18 protein-coding genes and 1 pseudogene are annotated in these 22,710 nt (G+C 70.7%); 7 read left to right on the top strand and 12 right to left on the bottom strand.

The genetic code is table 11. From position 1 onward, the window contains the following. Window positions 1-405: 405 nt before the first annotated feature. Window positions 406-555 (bottom strand): annotated as a pseudogene (locus AAHZ94_RS07900) (short-chain dehydrogenase); the annotation flags it as partial. Between the two features lie 143 nt (window positions 556-698). After that, window positions 699-1,490, bottom strand: a complete 792-nt coding sequence (locus tag AAHZ94_RS07895; protein WP_349991664.1) for a metal-dependent hydrolase — start codon at window positions 1,488-1,490, stop codon at window positions 699-701. A 136-nt stretch (window positions 1,491-1,626) separates the two neighbouring features. On the opposite strand from AAHZ94_RS07895, the gene AAHZ94_RS07890 reads away from it, so the two are divergent. Beyond that, window positions 1,627-4,140 carry a DEAD/DEAH box helicase gene (locus tag AAHZ94_RS07890; protein WP_349991663.1) on the top strand — a complete coding sequence of 838 codons (2,514 nt, stop codon included), beginning with the start codon at window positions 1,627-1,629 and terminating at the stop codon, window positions 4,138-4,140. A gap of 73 nt (window positions 4,141-4,213) precedes the next feature. Then, window positions 4,214-5,095: an acyl-CoA thioesterase gene (locus AAHZ94_RS07885; RefSeq protein ID WP_349991661.1), complete on the top strand. Its 882-nt coding sequence runs from the start codon at window positions 4,214-4,216 to the stop codon at window positions 5,093-5,095. Here the strand turns inward: AAHZ94_RS07885 and AAHZ94_RS07880 are convergent. The 3 genes from AAHZ94_RS07880 to AAHZ94_RS07870 form a co-directional block, all read right to left on the bottom strand. After that, on the bottom strand, window positions 5,090-6,385 hold the full coding sequence (locus tag AAHZ94_RS07880; protein ID WP_349991660.1) for a DUF6397 family protein: 1,296 nt from the start codon (window positions 6,383-6,385) through the stop codon (window positions 5,090-5,092). The two genes, AAHZ94_RS07885 and AAHZ94_RS07880, sit on opposite strands and share 6 nt — an antisense overlap. Before the next feature lie 109 nt (window positions 6,386-6,494). Continuing rightward, window positions 6,495-6,905 (bottom strand): roadblock/LC7 domain-containing protein, encoded by a 411-nt coding sequence (locus tag AAHZ94_RS07875; protein ID WP_349991659.1) that lies wholly within the window; start codon window positions 6,903-6,905, stop codon window positions 6,495-6,497. 791 nt (window positions 6,906-7,696) lie between these two features. Continuing rightward, on the bottom strand, window positions 7,697-8,653 hold the full coding sequence (locus AAHZ94_RS07870; RefSeq protein ID WP_349991657.1) for an oxygenase MpaB family protein: 957 nt from the start codon (window positions 8,651-8,653) through the stop codon (window positions 7,697-7,699). Between the two features lie 389 nt (window positions 8,654-9,042). On the opposite strand from AAHZ94_RS07870, the gene AAHZ94_RS07865 reads away from it, so the two are divergent. Continuing rightward, window positions 9,043-9,990 carry a hypothetical protein gene (locus AAHZ94_RS07865; protein WP_502964600.1) on the top strand — a complete coding sequence of 316 codons (948 nt, stop codon included), beginning with the start codon at window positions 9,043-9,045 and terminating at the stop codon, window positions 9,988-9,990. A gap of 333 nt (window positions 9,991-10,323) precedes the next feature. On the opposite strand, the gene AAHZ94_RS07860 is transcribed toward AAHZ94_RS07865, so the two are convergent. From AAHZ94_RS07860 to AAHZ94_RS07840, 5 genes are all read right to left on the bottom strand, one after another. Further along, window positions 10,324-10,872, bottom strand: coding sequence for a DUF1062 domain-containing protein (locus AAHZ94_RS07860; protein WP_349991655.1), 549 nt, complete (start codon window positions 10,870-10,872; stop codon window positions 10,324-10,326). 205 nt (window positions 10,873-11,077) lie between these two features. Continuing rightward, a complete protein-coding gene (locus AAHZ94_RS07855; RefSeq protein ID WP_349991653.1) occupies window positions 11,078-11,563 on the bottom strand; it encodes a GNAT family N-acetyltransferase in 486 nt (161 codons plus the stop codon). Between the two features lie 293 nt (window positions 11,564-11,856). Beyond that, entirely contained in the window at window positions 11,857-12,399 is a 543-nt protein-coding gene (locus AAHZ94_RS07850; RefSeq protein ID WP_349991651.1) for an MOSC domain-containing protein, read from the bottom strand. Between the two features lie 105 nt (window positions 12,400-12,504). After that, window positions 12,505-12,687, bottom strand: a complete 183-nt coding sequence (locus AAHZ94_RS07845) for a tail-anchor membrane protein (RefSeq protein ID WP_349991650.1) — start codon at window positions 12,685-12,687, stop codon at window positions 12,505-12,507. 45 nt (window positions 12,688-12,732) lie between these two features. After that, window positions 12,733-13,815, bottom strand: a complete 1,083-nt coding sequence (locus AAHZ94_RS07840) for an acyl-CoA desaturase (protein WP_349991648.1) — start codon at window positions 13,813-13,815, stop codon at window positions 12,733-12,735. A 423-nt stretch (window positions 13,816-14,238) separates the two neighbouring features. On the opposite strand from AAHZ94_RS07840, the gene AAHZ94_RS07835 reads away from it, so the two are divergent. The 4 genes from AAHZ94_RS07835 to AAHZ94_RS07820 all read left to right on the top strand — a co-directional run bounded on the left by AAHZ94_RS07835 (window position 14,239) and on the right by AAHZ94_RS07820 (window position 20,892). Continuing rightward, window positions 14,239-17,217, top strand: coding sequence for an SCO1167/SCO6262 family helicase (locus tag AAHZ94_RS07835; protein ID WP_349991646.1), 2,979 nt, complete (start codon window positions 14,239-14,241; stop codon window positions 17,215-17,217). A 215-nt stretch (window positions 17,218-17,432) separates the two neighbouring features. Continuing rightward, entirely contained in the window at window positions 17,433-18,740 is a 1,308-nt protein-coding gene (locus AAHZ94_RS07830; RefSeq protein WP_349991665.1) for an SWF or SNF family helicase, read from the top strand. A gap of 648 nt (window positions 18,741-19,388) precedes the next feature. Further along, entirely contained in the window at window positions 19,389-19,871 is a 483-nt protein-coding gene (locus AAHZ94_RS07825; protein ID WP_349991645.1) for a hypothetical protein, read from the top strand. Between the two features lie 379 nt (window positions 19,872-20,250). Continuing rightward, complete coding sequence (locus AAHZ94_RS07820; RefSeq protein ID WP_349991644.1) at window positions 20,251-20,892, top strand: HAD-IA family hydrolase; 642 nt, start codon at window positions 20,251-20,253, stop codon at window positions 20,890-20,892. 145 nt (window positions 20,893-21,037) lie between these two features. Here AAHZ94_RS07820 and AAHZ94_RS07815 read toward each other — a convergent pair whose 3' ends face one another. Both AAHZ94_RS07815 and AAHZ94_RS07810 read right to left on the bottom strand, forming a co-directional pair. After that, window positions 21,038-21,619 (bottom strand): dihydrofolate reductase family protein, encoded by a 582-nt coding sequence (locus tag AAHZ94_RS07815; protein ID WP_349991643.1) that lies wholly within the window; start codon window positions 21,617-21,619, stop codon window positions 21,038-21,040. A gap of 66 nt (window positions 21,620-21,685) precedes the next feature. After that, window positions 21,686-22,525, bottom strand: coding sequence for a helix-turn-helix domain-containing protein (locus tag AAHZ94_RS07810; protein WP_349991642.1), 840 nt, complete (start codon window positions 22,523-22,525; stop codon window positions 21,686-21,688). Between the last annotated feature and the right edge of the window lie 185 nt (window positions 22,526-22,710).

Genomic DNA, 22,710 nt, shown 5'->3' with positions numbered 1-22,710 from the left:
GGGCCGGGTCCGGGGTGCGCAACCGCCCCATCTCGCCGATGTCGGATGCGGCGCCCCCGGGCCCCCCCACCCCCCCCCGCCGCCCGCCGCCCCGCCCCGGGGGGGGCGGGCGCCCCCGGCCCCCCCCGGGGCGGGGGTTGTGGGACGCCGGTGCCTGAGGGGGCGCGCTGGAGTTGCTGATTCGGGCGGCGCCCATGCGTCACCCGCCGCTGCGGAGCCCGGCCGATGGCTCGACGGCAGCGACGCTCGCGTCCTCGGAGGGTCTCCCGTAAGTCGGGAGTTTCCCGTAGGTCGGGGGTTTCCCATGTGTCGGGACGACCTGGCAGCCGGTACGAGGTCTCGGCACCCCCTCCCCACCACGCCGCGGCCGGGGGCGTGCCTCGGGGCAGAGCCGTCGTCGACCTGACCGGGCAGCGCCGCGTGGCTGCCGCTGCCGAAGAGGCCGAAGCCCTCCTTGGCCGGTAGTTCACCGGCTGACAGCGGGGCGTCCTCGGTGGCGATCAGCTTCGCGTACGCGCGCGGGCTGCGCCGCACCGTCTGGGCGGCGTTGTTGACTCGGCCAGGCCGGTTCGCCAGCGCTCGGACCCGCCCCTGACCAGTCGACCAGCACCCTGCCGGCCCGCTGCCTGCACCTGCGTACGAGGTCGCCCCGCAGGCGCAGGGCCGCCCCACGGGTGCGGGGCGAACGGCTGGGCCGGTCAGAAGACCCCGAGGGCGCCGAGTCCGCTCACGCCGCCCAGCACCATGAAGACGGGCATGAGCACCTTCAGCTCCACCCAACTGCCGGCACGGAAGCGGATCGCCTTCGGCGGGCCGAGCGGATACCACCGCTTGCGGCCGATCGGTATGGGCCACAGGATCGGGCAGCCCGAGACGGTCAGCGAGTCGCCGATGTCGTGGACGAGCGCGCCGAGCACGATCGGGATGCCCAGCCACAGGTACTCCTGGCCGTCGCCGGTGAACAGCCAGTCCGATCCGTTGCCCGGCCGGTTGAGGATCTCGGCGAGAATCCAGGCGCTCGTCGCGCCGAGGAGCCAGACGAGCACGTCGCTGGAGACCCGGGCCATCCGCCACAGCAGGCCCTCCACGGCGAGCACCATGTGGACGAAGAGCACGGCCAGGACCGCCCAGCGGCCCCCGGTCACGGCGAGCGCGGAGGCGCCGGCGCCGATCAGCACGGCCCACACCCACGTATGGGTGAGCGTACGGTGGCCGCCGGTGCGCCGGGGGTCGCCGGGCTTCCGGGTGGCCTGGTAGACGGCGTGCGAGAGGCGGTCTATCACCTCGCACAGGGCTCGCGAGAGGGGCCCGAAGGCGCGCGATATCGTCGCCGACTTGTGGTCCAGGTCGGGTGCGAGCGCGGCTCCGGCGCAGATCAGTGCGCCCACCACGAGCACCGGCCAGGGCATCGCGTGTCCGGCGGCCCCGGCTGCCGCCCCCACCCCCAGCCAGGCAGCCGCTCCGGACAGCGAATGCGCCGGTCCCATCATCGTCGTTCCCCGCCCCTGCTCGCGCCCGCTCCCCGGCGGGTGGTGTTCTCATCGGCCCGGCACAGCCTAGCCGTGGACGATCTTCATCGGCGCAGCCGGTTCCCGCCCGGAGCCCAAGAGCAGGCAGTATGGGGGCGTGACTCTTATCGATCAGATGCCGAGCGACGCCGATCCCGATGCCCTCTTCGAGGCGTTCTCGACCTGGGTGGAGGGGCGCGGCATTTCGCTCTACCCCGCCCAGGAAGAGGCGCTGATCGAGGTGGTGTCCGGGGCGAACGTCATCCTGTCCACGCCCACCGGGTCCGGCAAGAGCCTGGTCGCGGCAGGGGCGCACTTCGCGGCCCTGGCGCGAGATGAGGTCACCTTCTACACCGCGCCGATCAAGGCACTGGTGTCGGAGAAGTTCTTCGAACTGTGCAAGCTCTTCGGCACCGAGAACGTCGGCATGCTCACCGGCGACGCCTCCGTGAACGCCGACGCGCCCATCATCTGCTGTACGGCCGAGGTGCTGGCGGCCATCGCCCTGCGGGACGGCAAGGACGCCGACATCGGTCAGGTGGTGATGGACGAGTTCCACTTCTACGCCGAGCCCGACCGTGGCTGGGCCTGGCAGATCCCGATCCTGGAACTGCCGCAGGCGCAGTTCGTCCTCATGTCGGCGACGCTGGGCGACGTCACCCGGTTCGAAGAGGACCTGGCGCGGCGCACCGGCCGGCCCACCGCCGTCGTGCGCTCGGCCACCCGCCCGGTGCCGTTGAGCTACGAGTACCGGACGACGACGCTGACCGAGACGCTGACGGAGTTGTTGGAGACCCGCCAGGCCCCGGTCTACATCGTGCACTTCACGCAGGCCGCGGCCGTGGAGCGGGCGCAGGCGCTGATGAGCATCAACATGTGCTCGCGCGCCGAGAAGGACGAGATCGCGGCGCTGATCGGGAACTTCAGGTTCACCACCAAGTTCGGCCGCAACCTCTCCCGTTACGTCCGGCACGGGATCGGTGTCCACCACGCGGGGATGCTGCCCAAGTACCGGCGGCTGGTGGAGCGGTTGGCCCAGGCGGGTCTGTTGAAGGTCATCTGCGGTACGGACACGCTCGGCGTGGGGGTGAACGTGCCCATCAGGACGGTGTTGTTCACCGCGCTCACCAAGTACGACGGGCAGCGGGTGCGCACGCTGCGGGCCCGTGAGTTCCACCAGATCGCCGGCCGCGCTGGCCGGGCCGGGTTCGACACCGCCGGGTTCGTGGTGGCGCAGGCCCCCGAGCACGTGGTGGAGAACGAGAAGGCACTGGCGAAGGCCGGCCACGACCCGAAGAAGCGCCGCAAGGTGGTGCGCAAGAAGGCGCCCGAGGGCTTCGTGAACTGGGGCCAGAACACGTTCGAGAAGCTGATCGGCTCCGAGCCCGAGCCGCTCACCTCGCGGTTCCGGGTGACCCACACCATGCTGTTGGCGATCATCGCCCGGCCAGGCAACGCCTTCGAGGCGATGCGTCGGCTGTTGGAGGACAACCACGAGCCGCGCAAGAACCAGTTGCGGCACATCCGCCGCGCGCTGGCCATCTACCGCTCGCTGCTCGACGGTGGCGTGGTCGAGCAGTTGGCCGAGCCGGACGCCGAAGGCCGGATCGTACGGCTGACCGTGGACCTCCAGGCGGACTTCGCGCTCAACCAGCCGCTGTCGACGTTCGCGCTCGCCGCCTTCGAACTGCTCGACCCGGAGTCCCCCTCGTACGCGCTGGACATGGTCTCCGTCGTCGAGTCGACCCTCGATGACCCCCGGCAGATCCTGGCCGCCCAGCAGAACAAGGCCAGAGGGGAGGCCGTCTCCCAGATGAAGGCGGACGGCGTTGAGTACGAGGAGCGGATGGAGCTGTTGCAGGACGTCACCTACCCGCGCCCGCTGGACGAGCTGCTGTCGCACGCGTACGGCCTGTACCGCAAGAGCCACCCGTGGGTGGGTGACCATCCGCTGTCGCCCAAGTCGGTGATCCGCGACATGTACGAGCGGGCCATGACGTTCACGGAGTTCACCTCCTTCTACGACCTGGCGCGCACCGAGGGCATCGTGCTGCGCTACCTGGCCAGTGCCTACAAGGCCCTGGACCACACCGTCCCGGACGACCTGAAGTCCGACGATTTCGAGGACCTGATCGCCTGGCTGGGTGAGATGGTGCGGCAGGTCGACTCCAGCCTGTTGGACGAGTGGGAGCAGCTCGCCAATCCCGAGGTGGATTCGGCGGAGGCGGCTCAGGAGCGGGCGGACCAGGTCAAGCCCGTGACGGCGAACGCCCGCGCGTTCCGCGTGCTGGTGCGCAACGCGATGTTCCGCAGGGTGGAGCTGGCGGCCTTGGACCGGGCCGATGAGCTGGGTGAACTCGATGCGGAAGCGGGCTGGGACGCCGAAGCCTGGGGTCGGGCGCTGGATGCGTACTGGGACGAGTACGAGGAGATCGGGACGGGTCCCGATGCGCGCGGCCCCAAGCTGCTGAGCATCGCGGAGCACCCGGATCGCGGCGTGTGGGAGGTGCGGCAGACCTTCGCCGCCCCCGGCGGCGACCACGACTGGGGCATCTCCGCCGAGGTGGATCTGGCGGCGTCCGACGAGGAGGGGCGTGCGGTGGTCCGCGTGACGGACGTGGGGTCGTTGTAGCCTCCCTGTCGCCGCCCGGGTCGGAGCACGGCCCGGCGGCGTCGCGCGGCATCCGAGCAAAGGAGCACCACCGATGCCCAACCCCGCAGAGCGGCTGGTCGACCTGCTCGATCTGGAACGCATCGAGACCAACATCTTCCGCGGTCTGAGCCCCGACGAGTCACTACAACGGGTCTTCGGCGGGCAGGTCGCCGGCCAGGCCCTGGTGGCCGCCGGCCGCACGACGGACGGCCAGCGTCCCGTGCACTCGCTGCACGCGTACTTCCTACGGCCCGGCGCGCCCGGGGTGCCCATCGTGTACCAGGTGGAGCGGGTGCGCGACGGTCGGTCGTTCACCACGCGTCGGGTGGTCGCGGTCCAGCAGGGTCGGACGATCTTCAACTTGACGGCCTCCTTCCATCAGCCCGAGCCGGGTTTCGAGCACCAGGTGCCGATGCCGCAGGTGCCGAATCCGGAGTCGTTGCCCCGGCTCGGCGATGCGATCCGGGAGCATTTGGGTGAGCTTCCCGAGGCGCTGCGCCGCATGGAGCGGCGGCAGGCGTTCGACATCCGCTACGTCGAGCCGCTGCGGTGGACGCCCGAGGACATCGCCGAGGCCGAGCCGCGCAGCGGGGTGTGGATGCGGGCGGTGGGGCCACTGGGCGACGACCCCCTCGTGCACACCTGTGCCCTCACCTATGCCAGTGACATGACGCTGTTGGACGCTGTGCGGATTCCTGTCGAGCCGCTGTGGGGCCAGCGGGGGTTCGACATGGCGTCGCTGGACCACGCGATGTGGTTCCACCGGCCGTTCCGCGCCGACGAGTGGTTTCTCTACCAGCAGGAATCCCCCATCGCCACCGGCGGCCGAGGCCTGGCGCGCGGTCAGATCTTCAACCGGAGCGGCGAGTTGTTGGTTTCGGTGATGCAGGAGGGCCTGTTCCGCCCGCACCGGCAGCCGGCCACGGGGTCATGAGGGGCGGCGCCCCGGGGGCCTGCTGACGCCTGGCGGTCGGCGCTCCCCGTGTCCCGGGCGTGCTCGGGTGCGCGCGCCGCGCGGAGCAGTCGGCGCCTCGCGGGCCCGGCGGGCCACGGCGGTGTGCGTGAGCCATTCCCACACCGAGCCGGGCAGCGCTTGGGGCGCCCCCTGCCGGGGTGGCCCCTCGGGTGTGGCCGCGGTCGGGTGAGGGTGGCTCGGGTCGGTCCGTGGGCTCTTCCGCTGGGCGTCCCTTACGGTGGGGATGCCCGCTCCAGGTGGGCTGGCGACTCCAGACGGGTTGGCTACTCCAGGCAGCTTGGCCACTCCGGTGGCAGCCGCGCGGTCAGCCAGCTCCGCGCGCGGCACGATGGTGGCACCGGTCGGGGGTGGGGCCTGGCTGCCTGGGACCTGGTGTGCCGGCCAGTGTGCCGCAGACGGCTGCGCGGCGAGTGCCTTGCGCGTCATGCGGACGTCTTCAAGGGCCGTGGTGAGTCCGATCTGATGCCAGATCACCTCATCGCGGCCGTCTGCCGTCGTCACCCTGTCCACCACCTCGCACAGGGCGGCGGCCTTGGGTTGCACCGGGCTCAGCGGAGGGTCGAACTCCCTGAGGTACGCCCGCTCGGTGGGGTCGGGAACCGCCTCGCCGAGGGCTTCGTCATCGAGCACGGCGGCCGAGACGGCGGCTCGCGCCCACGGGTCGACGCTCTGCGCGAGGAGTTGCCCCACCCGGCGGACCCGCCAGTTCCGTCCGCGCCAGTCGGCTTCCGTACGCAGCAGGCCCCGGAGCCGCTCCGGCAGTCGGGGAGCGCCGACCTCGGGTTCAGCCGCCGCGTACGCCATCAGCTCAGCGGCCAGGTACCACCAGACCACGGCGTGGTAGCGGTTGATGGAGAACCGCACCGGGCAGACGCATCCGGCGCGGGCCAGGCGGGTGAAGCGGCCCGGGCTGATACCCAGGACGTCGGCCGCCTCAGCCGTGCCCACCAGGCGCAGTCTTCCTCGCAGCGCCTCGGCGGCGCACGGGTCGGCCACGAGCAGATCGACTTCGGCCCGGGAAACCCTGCGCCGCCACGACGCGTCCGGCAGGGCCGGCCCGCACCGGTGGTCGCTCCGGGCCGGCCTGCGCCACGGCACCGTCTCCCCCGCGCCCACCGAGCGCACCTCGCCGAGTTGCACGGCGAGGTCGAGTTCCTTGCGCTGCCAGCCCAGCTCCCGGGCCGCGCTGCCGAGCGAGACCGTCGCCCCGAAGGCCGTCGCGTCCCACCCCCACGCCCGTACGGTCATGGCGTCTTCCCCTCCAACAGTCGATCACGGACAGTGACGACTGTAGCTCTGGAGGGGTCGCTCATGGTGGGCCTGTGGATAACTTGGACGGGCGGGAAAACCTCGTCACTCAGACGGTGTCAGGCACCTCGTCCTGGCGACGCACCTCAACGCCGAGGTGTTCGCCGACCCGGTTCACGAGCAACGCCATCTCGTAGGCGATCTGCCCGACGTCAGCCTCCTCGTGACTGAGCACGCACAGGCAACTGCCGTCGCCCGCCGCCGTCACGAACAGCACGCCTTCCTCAAATTCGATCATGACCTGGCGGACCTGACCTGTCTGAAAATGGTGGCCCGACCCCTTGGCGAGGCTGTGAAGTCCCGAGGCCACGGCAGCCAGGTGTTCCGCATCTTCACGTACGAGCGACGCACTCGCCGCGGTCACCAAGCCGTCGTTGGACAGCACCAAGGCGTGCCGTATGTGCTCGATCCGCGTGGTCAGGTCGTCCAGCAGCCAGTCGAGCCCCTTGGTCAGTGCCATGCCTCTCGCCTCCCCGTACTGCGTACCCCGTAACTGCCGTGCCAGCCTTGCTCACTGCCGGCGTCTCGGCAAGCCGGCCTTGGCTTTGGAGCGCCCTTGTGCTCACCCTGACACACGATCATGACCGGGCCAGACAGTCTGCGACCAAGCCGTGGCAGGCGGCTCATAACACGGACAATCGACGGGGCAGATATGTCGACTTCTGCATGACTGACGACCGATTCGGGGCTCACAACTGAGGCTGTGTCAGCGCGGAGAACGCACGGCGCGCCGACCGGATCGAGCGTCGCCTGGGTGTGCCGTCGGGTGTTTCGATGGCCGCTCCGCGCGCCCGGTCGGCACTGCCTGGCGTCGCGTCGGCGGTTGGCGACGCCCCGCCAGCATCACCGTCGGTGACGGCTCAACCCGCGACCCACCCTCAACACCTCCGCGCGCGGGCGTGCGCGTGCCCGCCCCGCACAGCCATACGGTCGCGAGGCCACAAGCCTGCCCGCCACACCTCGCAACCTCGACACACCCCTGCCGTACGCGTGATGCCGCAATCGATACCAGCGCGAGTCACCCAAGGCGAGCGAGCGTGCGGCTGTCATCCCGAGACGAAACATAACCCTAAAGTTGACATTTAGAGTCACTTGCGGAAACCCATCCCCGCGCCACCCACGAGACGACCACTCCCTACGAGACAGCGAGACTTCCCCCCTCGCCCCGGCGTACACCCACACCCACCCACCTCAGCGCCAACAGACGACGCGCCTCGCGCGCGCATACGCGCGTAGGCCTCTCCGCAGCACTCAGCCCTTGTCGTCCGAACCGGTGCCAGCCCCCGTTGAGGGTTGCTGCGCCAACCGGCCCACCGGGCAGCCGGCCGCGAGCCCGCGCTGACCGTCGGCGCGGGCACCGCGCCCCGTCGGGAAGGTGCCGAGTTCGGCCAGTACGTAGCCGTGCGGATAGCCCTTGATCTGCGGGTTCTGTCGCGCGTAGTGCGGCTTGCGGCGAGGCGGCAGCAGGCGTACGGCCTTGCCGCGCAGGCGCAGCGCGCCACGTACCGCTCCGGTGGTCAGCGACCCCGGGGCCGGGTAGCGGAAGGCGCGGCGCAGGGGCTCGTCGAGCAGGGCCAGAGTGGCCGCATTGACCAACGGCGCGAGCGGTCGCGGATACCAGGAGGCCATCAGCGCGCGGGTGGCGTCGGCGACCTGCCGGCCGCCCTCGTCCCAGCCGAAGTGGTCTGCCTCGTATTGGTCGAGGAACTGCTCGAATTCCTCGTAGGACGCCGGGATGTCCCTGATCCCCATATGCCGGCCGAGCGTACGAAAATAGTGGGCCGAAGCCTGCTTCTCGTTTTCGCACATCCGCCGCCAACCGTATGCGTCCACCCAGCGTTTGGGGACGACGACGAACGTGCTCAGGACATAGCGCATATCGTCATTGCTGATGTCGTACGAGCCGTGCATCTGGTTCATGCGGCGGATCGCCGTACGGCCCCCGGTCGCACTGAACCCATGCTCAAGCACCGCGTCGAGCAGCAGCGCGGTGTCGTCGTAGCGCTTCTGGGTGCGTGCGGTGAATTCGCTGGTCTTGGCCAGCAATCCGCCGACGCTGGGCACCGCATAAGTTCGGAAGAGGGCCAGTTCGAGCGCACGGGTGAGATCCCAGGGGAACTCATGAGTCACCGTGATGCGATAGATGCGGAGGAAGTCGCGCTCGGGGTCGAGCCGCTGAATCTCTCGTAGCCAATCGTATCGCCGCATGGCACCGGTTTCCCTTCTTTGGACTTCAGGGGCACGGTGCCCAAAGGTCAACTCTAGGGGTGGCGAGCCGTAGCCGGCAGAAACATTGCGGCGCAGGTCAAAGGGTGACCGGAATTGCCCTATTGACTACGGCAAATCTTCGCATCGCGCTACGGAATGGGCAGGAGCGCCGACGTTCGACCACTCGGCTGTACGCGCCAACTCCTGCTGCCGGCGGCCCGGACTCGGCTCTCGCCCGTACCGGAAGTACGCCGTCCGCCGTGCAGGTGTACACGGTGAGTGGGCTACCGGCGCACCCCGTGCAGGTCGTGTCGAAGGTATCGACGCCGTGGTTACCCGCTGGTTAAGGTGCGCCGGCAAACGGAACGTACGGGGAGGCTGTGGTGGCCATGACGGACGATGCGCACGACGAGGCGCTGTACGTACTCACTGCGGTGTTGCTCACGCCGGCGCGGTTCCCGAGCGTCCTGGGCGACGACTATCCGCAGGTGTGCGAGGTGCTTGGGCTGGCGGCGCGCCCCGAAGGCTACGGCCTGGTGCTCGGCCAGGATGGCACGGGTGCCCGGTGGACCGTGGTGACCGATGACGTGTCCCTGGTCGCCTGCGCCCTCGCCGCCTGGGACTGCGGCATGGAGTTCGATCTGACGCCCGGCACCCGCAGCGTGGTGGGCGCGCTGCCGGGTTGGCCGCTCGCCCTCGCCGTCGCCGCGCCCGGGGTGCCCGCGCCCCACGATCCGGAGCCGGAGCCGGGCCCCGACGGGCTGGTCCGGCCGCCGCTCAGCCCGCCGGACTGCGCGGGGTGGGGGCCTGCGCAACGGCGGCTCGGCGCGGATGAGATCGCGTCGCAGTGGTCGGTGTGGCGTGCGCAGGTGGGTGGTGACGGGGCGTTCCGTTCGCCGGGCGGCGGCGCCGAGGGGCCGACCGCGCCCGACTTCCCGGCTGGTCGAGCTTCAACGGGTGGGCGTACGGGTGCCACGTCGGTCGATCAGGGCGCTGACGGCGAACCGGTCGAGGCCGCTGCGAAATCAACAACCCCGGACGGGCCGAGCCATGCCGGCATACGCCGGGTACTTCAGGAGGCGCGCAGCTACCTCCGCACTCCCCCGCCGCCGGGCCGGGTACGTTCCGCGTACGCGTCGGGCGAGGCCCGCACGCTGCGGGCCGACGGGCCGGGGTGGAGCCTGGTAGCACGGACCGACGACATCGCGTTCGTGCTGCTGGACGAGGAGCCTGGCGAGGTACTACCGGTGGGCCGCGGCCCCGAGTTGCCCGCGCTGCTGTCCGCTTTGGACTCGCTGGCCGCGCGCCCGGCCACACCGTCGGGTGGGGTGCTGTAGGGCGTAGGACGGCCTGTCCTAGGCAACCTGATGCGGCTGGGGCATCTCGAAGCGGCGGTGGGGCGGCGTCGGGGTTGGTGGGGGTGCGCCTCGGTGCCGTGGGCCGGCGGTCCTCGGTTGGGGGCTGCACCCCCGCCAAACTCCCCCGCCACCCACCCCGACCGCGTGCCTCCACCAACCTGCCCTGACCAGCCATGACGCCTGGCCATCGGGATGGCGTTGCAGGGATACCGGGTACGCACGCGCCTGCGCGCGCCCCCTCCCGCGTGCGAAGGCCGGGGCCCGTACGACACTTCGCGCCGTACGGGCCCCGGCCAAACACACCGCGTAGGGTCAGCGCTTGAGCGTGAACGTGAAGTCGCCGGAGAGCTTGCCGCCCAGTCGGACGGCCGAGACGAGTTTCCCTTCCACGATCAGTCGTTCGACCTCGGCCCGTGAGAGGCCGCAGCCGTCAGCGATCAGGCGTACCGGGCGGATCGGTATGCGTGCTGCGAAGCGCACCGAGACGTCGATCACCTCTTGGTCCAGGTGGTTCGAACCACCTGTGTCGAGGCGCCAGGCGCCGTCCCAGTCCAATGCGATGCGATTGCGGCGCTGCACGCCCGGGTCCTGGAGCAACTCGGCGGCCAGGACAGGGTCGTTGGCGTGCATCCGGTCCAGCAAGGCGGGTTGGATGGAGCGTACGTTCACCCGCTCCAGGACCGTGAGCTTGGCCGTTTCCCCGCAGCCCGTGCAGAGCAGCAGGAGCCAGGCGTCGAGGAGCTTGTGGTTGGCGTTGACGCGGAACTTGCCGTTCGCCCGGAAGCGTTCGGACGCGCACGTGTGGCAGCGGCGTCGAACGAGAGGAAGGCAGGCCGGCATGACCACCCAGATATTGAGCACAGAAGTACACCAGTTCCAGTGAGAAACCACAGCAAAAATCAGCGCGGCGCGTGAGCGCGACGCGCGACAGATCAGCGCTTAGGGGGTCTCACAAGGTGTACAACGGCATGCCCTCACGTAGACGATCTCGTTCCCCGGCAGGGTAAGGAAGGGCAGCGGCGTGCTGCCACTGAATTTCGAGAGCCTGGTGGACGGTCCGGCAGCGCTACCCGGATTCCCTTGAGATCAGCGGGAGTTCGCCTACGACCTCGTCGCCGCTGGTCTCGCCGGTGCGCTGGAACCCGAGCGCACGGTAGAAACCCTCGGGGCCGTCCGGGCCGGGGTGCCAGGTGGTGGTGAGTCGGGTGCCGCCGCGGTGGCGTATCTCCGCTGCCAGTTCCGCAATCGCGAAGCGGCCGTAGCCGCGGCCCTGTTCGCCCGCGGCCACCGCCAGGCGCCAGAGGCCGGAGCGGACGTCGGTGCGGCTGCCGTCGGCCTTCCAGTCGATGTCGAAGAAGCCCATCAGGAAGCCGACGGCCCGTTCCCCGTCGACGATGAGGCGGGGCCAGGCGACGTCCGGGTGCACGTACGCCTCGGCCAGAGACTTGACCACCGGCGCGACCAGGTGTTGCTGCTCCGGGCTGACCCGCAGGTTGATCGCGGTCTCGAAGTTGGCCGGGGTGATCTCTTGGAGGCGGAGTGTCCTCGTCATGACGGCACTCTAAGCCAGCAGGTGTGGGGTAGACCGCGGGCAGCCTGGGCGGGAAGCAGGCCCCGAACAACCTGCCAACCTGCGATACGGACTGATGGCGCGCCAGCCTTTCGGTGGCCGAGCTGGGAGCGTCGTACTGGCGGTGCATCAGGGTTGCTCAAGGTGGAGCCGGGCCCAGAGCAACCACGGACCCGAGACAGGGTGTGCAACCCCGCAACCCTGCGACCCCGCACTCCAACCCCCACCGGCACGGGCCCAGTCAAACACCGATCCCGCCGCACGGCGCAAGCCGCTCAGACACGCTCCAGCGGCCGATGCGGGCCAACCGGAAGCACGACGCGTATCTCATCGCCAGGATGGACCGCCCCTCCTGTGCGCACGACGCCCATCACGCCAGCCTTGCGGACGATCTCGCCCTGCGCGTCGCGGCCCACCACCTGCTTGAGCAGGCCGTCGGAGAACCCGTCGATCTGGCGGCAGGGGTTGCGCAGCCCCGTGATCTCGACGACCGCTTCGGCCCCGAGGTGGAGCAGGGTGCCGACCGGCAGGCCCAGCAGGTCGACACCGCTGGTCGTGACGTTCTCACCAAGGTCACCCGGGTGGACCCGGAAGCCGGCCGCGTCGAGTTCGGTGAAGAGCTCGGAGTGGATGAGGTGGACCTGACGCAGGTTGGGCTGGGTCGGGTCCTGGGCCACCCGCGAACGGTGCTGGACGGTGACCCCCAGATGCGCGTCACCCTCCACACCCAACCCGGCGAGCAGGGTGATCCGCTCCCGGACCGGCTTGCTGAACGCGTGCTCACCGTCGCTGCACACCGCTATGACCGCCGCACCCATGGCCGGGGCTCCTCTCTCGGGAACGTCACTCTCGTCCCGGCATTGTGGCACCGGCCCATTGGCCGGGGCTCTGCCAGGACTCGACCCTTGCGGCTCCGGTGCTGGTCAGCGGCCCAATTGCTTCCGTGTCACGCGGCGCAGCCGGGAACGCTGCGAGGAGTCGAGCAACAGATAGGCGCCCGCTGGCACACCGATCATGACCAGGAACGCCAGCCAGGTCGGCAGCAGCCACAGCAGCACCACTCCCACCGCCACCCCGCCGACGGCGACCTTCGCACGGTTCGACATCGCTTTCCGCCTCCTCCTGCGCACGTGCCGGCTCTCACACCCTCTTCAACGGTTGTCGGCCGCCGCTGGTTCCACGCCTGCCCGCAGCGGCGCCCCGACGTCATGCATGTGGCGCAGCGCCCAGGTGTAGGAGGCGATGAGTCCGGTCTCGGTGTACGGCAGGCCGAGGCCGGCGCAGTGGGCGCGTACCAGCGGTTGGGCGAGGCGCAGGTGGGGGCGGGGCATGCTGGGGAACAGGTGGTGCTCGATCTGGTAGTTCAGGCCGCCGAGCCACCAGTCGGTGAGCCGGCCGCCGCGGATGTTGCGCGAGGTGACCACCTGGCGCTTCAGATGGCCCCAACGGTCGCGCTGCGGGTCGGGCATCTCCATCCCCTTGTGGCCGGGGGCGAAGGCCAGGCCCAGGTAGAGGCCGAAGAGCGCGTGGTGGACCAGGGCGAAGACGAGGGCCTTGCCCGGGGACAGCACGGCCAGCAGTAACCCGGTGTAGGCCAGGTAGTGCACGGCGAGCAGCGATGCCTCCACCGCGCGTTCCCGCGGTTGCTGCCGGCGGAGGTCGCGCAGCCCGGAGACCTTCAGGTTGAGCCCTTCGAGCAGCAGCATCGGGAAGAACAGGCGGGCCTGGTGGCGGGTGAGCCAGCGCGTGAAGCCCTGGCGGAGTGCGGCCTGGTGGCGGGTCCACACGAGCGCGCCGATGGCGACGTCGGGGTCCTTGTCTATGTGGTTGGGGTTGGCGTGGTGCCGGTTGTGTTTGTCGTTCCACCAGGAGCGGCTGAGGCCGGTGAGCAGGTTCCCGTGGGTGAGTCCGAGTACCGCGCTGACCTGGCGGTTCGCGGTGATCTGGGCGTGGCCGGCGTCGTGTCCGACGAAGGTGGTGCGCCCCCAGACGATGGCCGCCGGCGCGGCGAGCGCAATCACCCACCAGGTGTCACCGACCGCCGCGACGGCCGCGGCGACGGCGACCAGGGTGAGCAGGTTGAGGCCGATCTGTACGGCGTACCAACGGGTGCGGCGGCGGAGCAGGCCGGCCGCTCGGACCTCGCGCAGCAGGGGGGCGAAGTCGCTGCCCGCCGGTGGGGAGGCGGCGGCGCCCGGCGGTGCGAGGGTGGCTGCGGCGGTTGCCTGGTGCATGGCGTCTCCGGTTTCCGTGGTCCGTGTCCGTGGTTCAGGTCCGTGCCGCTTGCCGCCGCACGGGGTCTGACCTTGGGAAACGTAGAGGTGGACGGTGGTCCGCAGCCATGGGGAGCGCACCCGGGCCGCTCGGGTGCCACACCCCGTGCGGGACAGGGGTGCTAGCGACACCACCGGTGGTTCCGTCCGCACCGCCAGTAGGTGCGCGCCCCCGGATACCGCGGCCCCCGCCGGGTGTGTCCGCCCTGGTCAAGGCCCTGGTCAGGGCCCTGGGGCAGGGGTGAGGGCAGCAGGAGCGCCGGCGCGACAACACGGTCAGTGCGTGGCATTCCTCACGGCGTGCGGCCGCCCGTTCGCCCGTGCTGTCCGCTACTCTCGGTCGCTCCGACCCCCGCTAGTCAAATTTGAGGAATGTAGCAGCCTGTGATCCCACCTGCCTCATCCCGCTCCCTGCCACCCGCTCAACTAGCTCATCTCGGTCGCTGCGCCGCCGTCTTCCTGCCCGGCGATCCGGCGCGTACCGGTCGCATCGCCTTCTGGCAGCCGGCTGACCCCGCTACGGCGCCGCCGGTCCCCGACCGCGCGCAGGAAGTGACGGTCGTGGTCGCGGACGGTGCGGCGGTCGCGGCGTACGCGGTGCAGGCAGTGGTGCTGCCGGTGGGTGAAGCGCTGCCCGCGCTGACCCGGGCCCGGTCCGCCGGCGTCGACGGGGCCGCGGCCTTCTGGGGCACCGCGGCCGTACTCGCCCTCCAACTCGCCGCTCGTGGGCGGCTGTTGCCCGGATTGAGCAAGGCCGACCACGACGCCTGGCGGGTCGGCCCGCTCGACGAGGCGGACCTGCTGCGGGTACGTGAACTCGCCGCGGCCATGCCGCCGGCCGCACACGCGGCGCCACTGCTCGGCCCCGGCGAGGACCCGGGCAGCCACCCCGACCCGGGCGAACTGCCCCTGTACGAACCCGAGCACCTGCTGCGCTCCTTCCTGGACGCGGTCGCCGACGGCCTGCCACGCTCCCCGGCAGCCGCGCTGGCCGCCGGCGCGCCGGCCTTCGCCGCGCCCGCCCCCGTCCACCTGCCCCAGCGCCGCGAGTGGGCAGCGGCCATCGCCGCCGGGCACGACGCGGGCGTACGGCTCTCGCTGCGGGTGGAGGTGCTCGGGCTCACGGCGGACGAGAGCACGGAGCAGCGTGAAGTGGGTGCGGGCGCCCGCTTCCGCGCCGTACTCCAGTTGCACAGCATCACCGATCCCACGCTGGTCGCCGATGCCGCCGCGGTGTGGGGCGGTACGACGCGGCTCGCCGCGGTGCTCGGACCGCGGGCCCAACTGGACGCGTTGCGCACGCTGCGCCGGGCGGCCCATGCCTGGGCCCCGCTGACGCCGCTCCTGTCGGCGGCGGTGCCGGACGGCATCGACCTGGCCGACGAGGAGGTCGGCGAGTTGCTGGGCAGCGCCGCGGTGGCGCTTGAGGCCGAGGGCGTACGGGTGCACTGGCCGCGGGAGTTGGCGCGCCAGCTCACCGCCCGGGCCGTGGTCGGACCACCCGACGGCGAGCAGCCGCAGGAGGGGTCGGGGCTGCCGTCGTTCCTGTCGGCCGAGGCGCTGCTGGCCTTCAGTTGGCGGTTCGCCATCGGTGACATGGAGCTGACCCGGGCCGAACTCGACCAGTTGGCCGAGGCCAACCGGCCGGTGGTGCGGCTGCGCGACCAGTGGGTGTTGGTGGACCCGGCGACGGCCCGCCGCGCCCGCGAGCGGCAAGAGCGCAAGGTCACCCCGGTCACCGCGCTCGGCGCGGCGCTCACCGGACGCGCCGAGGTCGCAGGTACCGAGGTGGAGGTGGAGGCCACCGGCTGGCTCGCGGCGCTGCGCGACCGGCTCGTCGGGCCCGCGGCACCGGCTACGGGGAGCGGCACGGAGGGCGCTGCGGGGAGCGGCGCCGATGGCGCTGGCCTGGCCGAGCCGGTGCCGCAGCCCGCCGCACTCGCCGCGACGCTGCGCGACTACCAGCTCCGCGGGCTGGCCTGGCTGCACCAGATGACCTCGCTCGGGCTCGGTGGCTGTCTCGCCGACGACATGGGCCTGGGCAAGACCATCACGCTGATCGCCCTGCACCTGCACCGGCAGACCGCGCCCGCCGCAGCCGGTCCCACCCTCGTGGTCTGCCCCACTTCGCTGCTGGGCAACTGGGAGCGGGAGATCACGAAGTTCGCGCCGGGCATCCCGGTGCGCCGCGTCCACGGCGCGCCCCGCGATCTGGACGCCGTCGCCGCCGACGGCTTCGTCCTCACCACGTACGGCACCCTGCGCCGCGACGCCGCACGGCTGGCCGAGGTGGGCTGGGGCATGGTGGTGGCCGACGAGGCACAGCACGTGAAGAACCCGTACTCGGCCACCGCGGGCCAGTTGCGCACCATCGGCGCGAAGGCGCGGGTGGCCCTGTCCGGCACGCCGGTGGAGAACAACCTCTCCGAACTGTGGGCCATCCTCGACTGGACCACGCCCGGGTTGCTCGGGCCGCTGGCCCGGTTCCGCACCCGCTACGGGCTCGCGGTGGAGGGCGGCGACCCGGCGGCGGCCGAACGGCTCGGCCGGCTCGTCCGCCCGTTCCTGCTGCGCCGCCGCAAGTCCGATCCGGGCATCGCGCCGGAGCTGCCGCCGAAGACCGAGACGGACCGGGCGGTGGCGCTGACCAGGGAACAGACCGGGCTGTACGAGGCCGTGGTGCGCGAGACGATGGCGGAGATCGCCGAGGCGGACGCCTTCGCCCGCCGTGGGTTGGTGCTCAAGCTGCTGACGTCGCTCAAGCAGGTCTGCAACCACCCGGCGCAGTTCCTCAAGGAGGAGTCCCCGGTCATCGACGGCCGCTCGGGCAAGCTCGAACTGCTTGACGAACTGCTGGACACGGTGCTGGCGGAGGGCGCGAGCGTGCTGGTCTTCACCCAGTACGTGGCCATGGCCCACCTGCTGGAACGGCATCTGGCCGACCGCGGGGTGCCCACCCAACTGCTGCACGGCGGCACCCCGGTGGCCCGGCGCGAGGAGATGGTGCAGCGCTTCCAGGAGGGCCGGGTGCCGGTCTTCCTGCTGTCCCTCAAGGCGGCCGGTACGGGGTTGAACCTGACACGGGCCGAGCACGTCGTGCACTACGACCGCTGGTGGAACCCGGCGGTCGAGGCACAGGCCACCGACCGTGCGTACCGCATCGGGCAGACCCAGCCGGTGCAGGTGCACCGGCTGATCGCCGAGGGCACGGTGGAGGACCGGATCGCGGCCATGTTGGAGCGCAAGCGGGAGTTGGCCGACGCCGTGCTCGGCTCGGGCGAGGCGGCGCTGACCGAGCTGTCGGACGCGGAGCTGACGGAGCTGGTGGCGCTGCGGCCGGCCGGCCAGAGGGAGGCCAAGTGAGGGCGCACGACGAACACGGGCAGCACCTTGATCCGTACGGAGCCGACGAGGAGTACGAGCTGGACGGGCTGGATGGACCAGACGAGTTGGACGAACGCGACGACCACGACGGTTCGCACGACGATTCAGAGGCGTACGACGGGTCGGACGAAGCGGAGTGGGGCGGTCCGGGCGAGGGTGGCGGCGCGGCCCGTTCCGGTGCGGGGCAGCGGGCAGTGGGTCGGGCGGAGCGCGTCTTCGCCGCGCTGCCGCCGGCCCGGGGCCGCAGCTTCGCGCAGACCTGGTGGGGGCGGGCGTGGCTCCAGGCCCTGGAGGACACGGCCCTGGACAACCAGCAGCTCAAGAAGGGGCGCAAGCAGGCCAGGGCGGGGGCGGTGGGCGCGGTCAGCGTGCGCCCCGGGCGGATCACGGCCGTGGTACGCGGCAGCGACGGCACGCCCTACCGGTCCGACGTGTTGTTGCGCGAGTTGACCGGCGCCGAGTGGGACCGGTTCCTGGACATGGTTGCCGACCAGGTGGGGCACATCGCCGCGCTACTCGACCGGGACATGCCACCGCACCTGGTGGAGGACGCCGCGGCGGCCGGGGTGGAGTTGCTGCCCGGCATCGGCGACCTGGAGCCCGAGTGCGCCTGCGAGGGATGGGACCACTGCCCGCACACGGCGGCGTTGTGCTACCAGCTCGCCCGGCTGCTCGATCAAGATCCGTTCGTGCTGCTGCTGATGCGCGGCAGGGGCGAGCGTGAGGTACTCGACGACCTTCAGGCGCGCACGGCCGAACGCGCTGCGCCGCGCGCCGCGGAGCGTACGGACATCCCGCTCACGCCGGCGACCTTGCCGGCGCGTGAGGTGTTCGCCAGCGCGGTGGCGGTCGCACCGTTGCCGGCGCCGGTACCGCCGGTGGCCGAACCTGGCCGCCCGCCCCGGCTGCGCGACGGGGCGACCGAGGCCGCCGATGGGGCGGTGCCGCAGGGCGCGGCGGACGAGGGCGAGCCGGTGCCGGACCCCGAGGCCCTGGAGTTCCTGGCGGCCGACGCCGCGGTCCGCGCCCAGCGATTGCTGGCGCAGGCCAGCGCACCGGGGCACGCCGAGGCGCCGGTACCGGCCGAGCTCTCGGTGTGGCAGGACGCGGTACGGCTGGCCGCCGCCGGGCCGGGCGAGCAGATCACGGCCCGCTTGCTGGCCGGCTCGGGCCGCGACCGGGCCACGCTCGACCGGGCCGTACGGGCCTGGCGCTTCGGCGGCCGAGAGGCACTGGCCGTACTGGACGAGCCCTGGTCCCCTGACCCCGACACCCTCGCGCGCGCCGGCGCCCAACTCGCCCGCGCCTGGGACGAGGAGCCGGAGCCGCCGCGGCTACGAGCCGAAGGCAACCGCTGGACGTCGGAGGACGGCCGGGCCCAACTCCGCTACGGCCGCGACGGCCGCTGGTGGCCGTTCCGCGCCGAGGCCAACCAGTGGTCCCCGGCCGGCCCGGCGTCGACCGACCCGGCGACGGCGCTGGCGGGGGTGCTGGACGACTGATACGGGCGGGGCTGTGTGAGCCCGTACGCGGATCGTGCGGTGACCAATGAGGCTGTGCGGAGCCCTCTACGGGCCGTGCCGGCGGCCCGCCGCGGGTTCGGAGTCCCACGCTCTTGCTCGCCGTTCCGCTACCGCTACCGAGAAGCCGCCCCTGGCCTGGGAGAACAGGTCGGGGGCGGCTTCTCAATACCGGGCCGTGCAACGTCATGGGCTCACAGTGGGCGAGCGAAGGACCAGATGCGCCCCGGGACACTCGTTCTGATTTCGCCCCTCGCGCTATGCGCCGGTCCGCGCCTGCTTCAGCAGCCATGGAGTCGGTCGTTTCACCTTGCCCCTGAGGCCACGAGAGCACTTCTTCTTACCCTTGACATTTCTGTTGACCTTTATGCACTTGCCCCATCGACACGCCTCACCACGCCGTAGTCCTGACGTTCGCGCATGTCATTGACGCACAGCGCACACCTCATTGACATTTCGCGCAGTAACGACGCACAGATATTCAAGGGCAAGGCGATCCCATGCCCCACGCCCTCGGAAACCTTTGAATATGGAAGGTTCAATTCCCCGCAAAAGCAGTCGCGGCCTCTTTCTCCCCGTCCATAGAGTCATTCGAGCGAACAACCGGACCAGTCAACCGGAGGTACGTTCATGCGTATACGCAGGCTGCCCACCCTCGTCGGCCTAGTTGCCCTCGTGGGAGGAAGCGCAATCGGCGTGTCAACGGCTCAGCCCGCCGCCTCACAGCAGAGTTCGCACATCGTGTCAGCATCATCAGACGCCACGGCGGGCGATGTGACCACGAAGGCGCGTAGGGACGTCTGTTTCACCGGGGCCTGCGGTAGCGCCACGGTGAAATTCACGGGGCGGTACACGGCCGACACGAGCATGTCCGTCAAGGACACCAAGTGCGATGCCGTAGGGCCGAAGATGCGCATTGAGGCGTCTCAGTACAGCTACAGCCAGCAAAAGCAGTACGTCTGGCACGGCCCCTGGAAGAAGAACACGAAGGGATGCCGCGGGGGATACCAGGCGTGGAACAGCGGGTTCAAAGGGGAGGACAGGCTGGATGCCATGCGCGTCAAGATCTGTGCCGGCAGCCGATGCAAGACCTCGTCGTGGATGACGAATTGACGGATGAGAATCCGGCCACCCACTGACCGGATTACATGGAGGGTAAAGGTGCCGCGCGGCTTGGGCTCGTCAAGCTGCGCGGCGCAATACGGACCACAATTGCCACATGCCATGCACTCCTCATGCCCAGTGGGCCCGAAGGGTCGAGCCGCGGTGAGAGCGGCCGATTTCCCAGGAAAAAGTGGGTGGGGTCTACGGATTGGACTGAGGACTGATTCACCGCTTACGAGGAGCGCTGCGGTGCGCGGGGCGTCGTCGTGGCCTTTGAGTGTGGCGGCAAGGCGCGGCCGGGCCGGAAGTACACGGAAGCCGTCTGAGACTCTAGTGCTCTCCCCGACCGTCCGGTGGGTGTGGGTCCGAACCGTCAACCTGGGGGTGCTTGTTGTCCTACCGCGGCCTGATACTCGACTTCGCGGGAGTGATGACCACTCCGATCGGCCGGTCAGTGCGCACGTGGTGCGCGCGCGAGGGGCTGCCGGCAGACGCTTGGCACCGGGCGTTGGCGGATGATCCGGCAGGACGCGCCCGGTACGCGGAACTGGAACTCGGCCGCATGCCGCAGTCCGAGTGGAACGTGCACACCGCGGCCCTGTTGGGGGTCGACGCGGAGAACCTGATGGGGCGGGTGCACAGCGAGGTGCGGGCCGCCGCGGAGATGGTGGAGTTGGCGGAACGAGCGCGTGCCGCAGGGCTCGTCGTCGCCCTGTTGTCGAACTCGTACGGGCTCGATCCGTACAACCCCTACACGACCACCGGGGTGTGGGACCTCTTCGACGTACGGGTCATCAGCGAAGCGGAAGGCATCGCCAAGCCCAACCCGGCGATCTACCGACGGACGCTGGAGCGCATGGCCCTGGACGCGTCGGACTGCGTCTTCGTGGACGACCACCAGCCAAACCTGCCCCCGGCCAGTTCGCTGGGCATCACGACGGTGCTCGCCGAAGGCCACGGAACCGCAGCCCGCGTCGCACGGCTGCTGGACCTGGACCCCGTCGAACCGAGCCCGGCGATCCCCCACTGACACGGCCGGATGGCAACCGGTCCCGGTTTCCCTCTCTCCCGAGGTAGGCGTCTCCGCGCTCCAGCAGCTCGCGTGTAAGCGCTGGCGGGTCGGGCTGTCGGAACTCGCTCCGTGTCTTCTGCACGTGACCGGGCCCGGCATTTCCTCACCCCCGCACCTGATAGCGCAAATGAAGCACCCGGTCGCCCTGAATCACCACGTCAGGGCCGGTCAGCAGGTGCTGTGCCTGGACCTGGCCGAAGTAGCGCTTGCCTGAGCCGAGTACGACGGGGGTGACGTCCATGCGTACTTCGTCTACCCGGCCCGCGGCGAGTACTTGGCCGCCGACGTCGCCGGCGGAGACCTCTACGATGCGGTCGCCCGCGAGTTCCTGGGCCTTGGCTACGGCTGCCTCGACGTTGTCGACGAAGTGGAAGGGCGCCTTGGGGTCCCAGCCTTCGGGCTGGGGGCGGTGCGTGACGACGACCATGTGGTCGATTCCGCCCGGGGGCTGCCCGTCCCAGCCGTCCGTCAGGTCGAAGACGTGACGGCCGACGATCGTCGCCCCGATCTGGTCCCAGTACGGCCGGGTGTAGTCGTAGGACGTCTGGGACACCTTCAGCACGCCGCTTTCGTCCAACGGGACGTCACCGCTGGTCAGCCAGTCGAACAGCGGTCCGGGCTGGTCCTTCTCGTCCGCGATGAAGCCGTCGACCGACACCGAGCCGTTCATGACCACCTTGCCCACGGGGCTCTCCTCTGTTTGGGGGTGGCTTCAAATTAGCCCTTTCTGGGTGGGCGCTCTTGTAAGAAATCAATCGGCCGGCAGCGACCAGCCGTCCAGTACGTGGCCGGGGTGTTCGCGGAGGAACCGCTGCCGGACCTCGACGTACCGGGTCGGCGTGAGGCCGGTGAAGGAGCGGAACTCGTGGCCGAAGTGGGCCTGGTCGAAGTAGCCCGCGCCGTTGGCGAGGTCGCCCCAGTCGATCGGTTCTGTGGGGTCGATCGCGAACACGGTGGCCGTGAAGCGGTGGGTGCGGGCCAGCCGCTTCGGCGTGACGCCGATGAGTTCCCTGAACCGCCTGGTCAGATGCGTGCTGCTGACCCCGGCCGCCGTGCTCAGGTCGCCGATCGCCACCGTCCCGCCGGTCGCGGCGATGACCCGGCTGGTATGGCTGACCAGTCCCAGGCCGGCGGTCTCGGCCAGCCGTCGCAGCAGCTCCGCCTCAAGCAGCGCCAGCATCTCCTGCGGCCCGTTCGCCGAGGCCAGCCGGTCGCGCAGGTCGGCGACGGCGGGTCGGCCCCACACCTGCTCCACCGTCACCGGCCGGTCACACAGTTCGGCCGCCGGCATCGGCAGGAACGGTGCCAGGCCCCACGGTTTGAAGTGCACACCGACGGACCGGGAGGGGAGCGGGTAGCCGAACTCCCACGCGCGGGTGGGCGGGGTGACCACGCAGCCGTCGGCGTACCCGGCCGTCTCGGCGTCGGCACCGCCGCGGATGCGGAACGGCGCCCCGAGGTTGATGATGAGCAACCCCGCGGGCATCGGCGGCAGCATCAGCCTGGCGTACGGCGGCGCGCCCTCCAGGTAGTAGAGGTCATCGATCAGCCCGTCCAGCGGCGGTCGCGGCACTTGGAACACGTACTCCACGCGCACAGCATCGCCCACGCGGCGCGGGGCGGCACGCACCGGGTTGCGCCCCCGGCCGCGGCTGCCAGTACTGCCCTGCACCGCCGGGCCCGTGCTGCCGTCGCCCCGCGCCGCCGGGCGCGCAACCCCGTCTCCTCGTCACCCCGTCGCGCCGCAGCGCAGGACTCGTACCAACGCCGCCCCGT

It is taken from the genome of Streptomyces sp. HSW2009 (assembly GCF_040240285.1).
Classification (GTDB): domain Bacteria; phylum Actinomycetota; class Actinomycetes; order Streptomycetales; family Streptomycetaceae; genus Streptomyces.
This window is presented reverse-complemented; position numbering and strand designations above follow the sequence as displayed.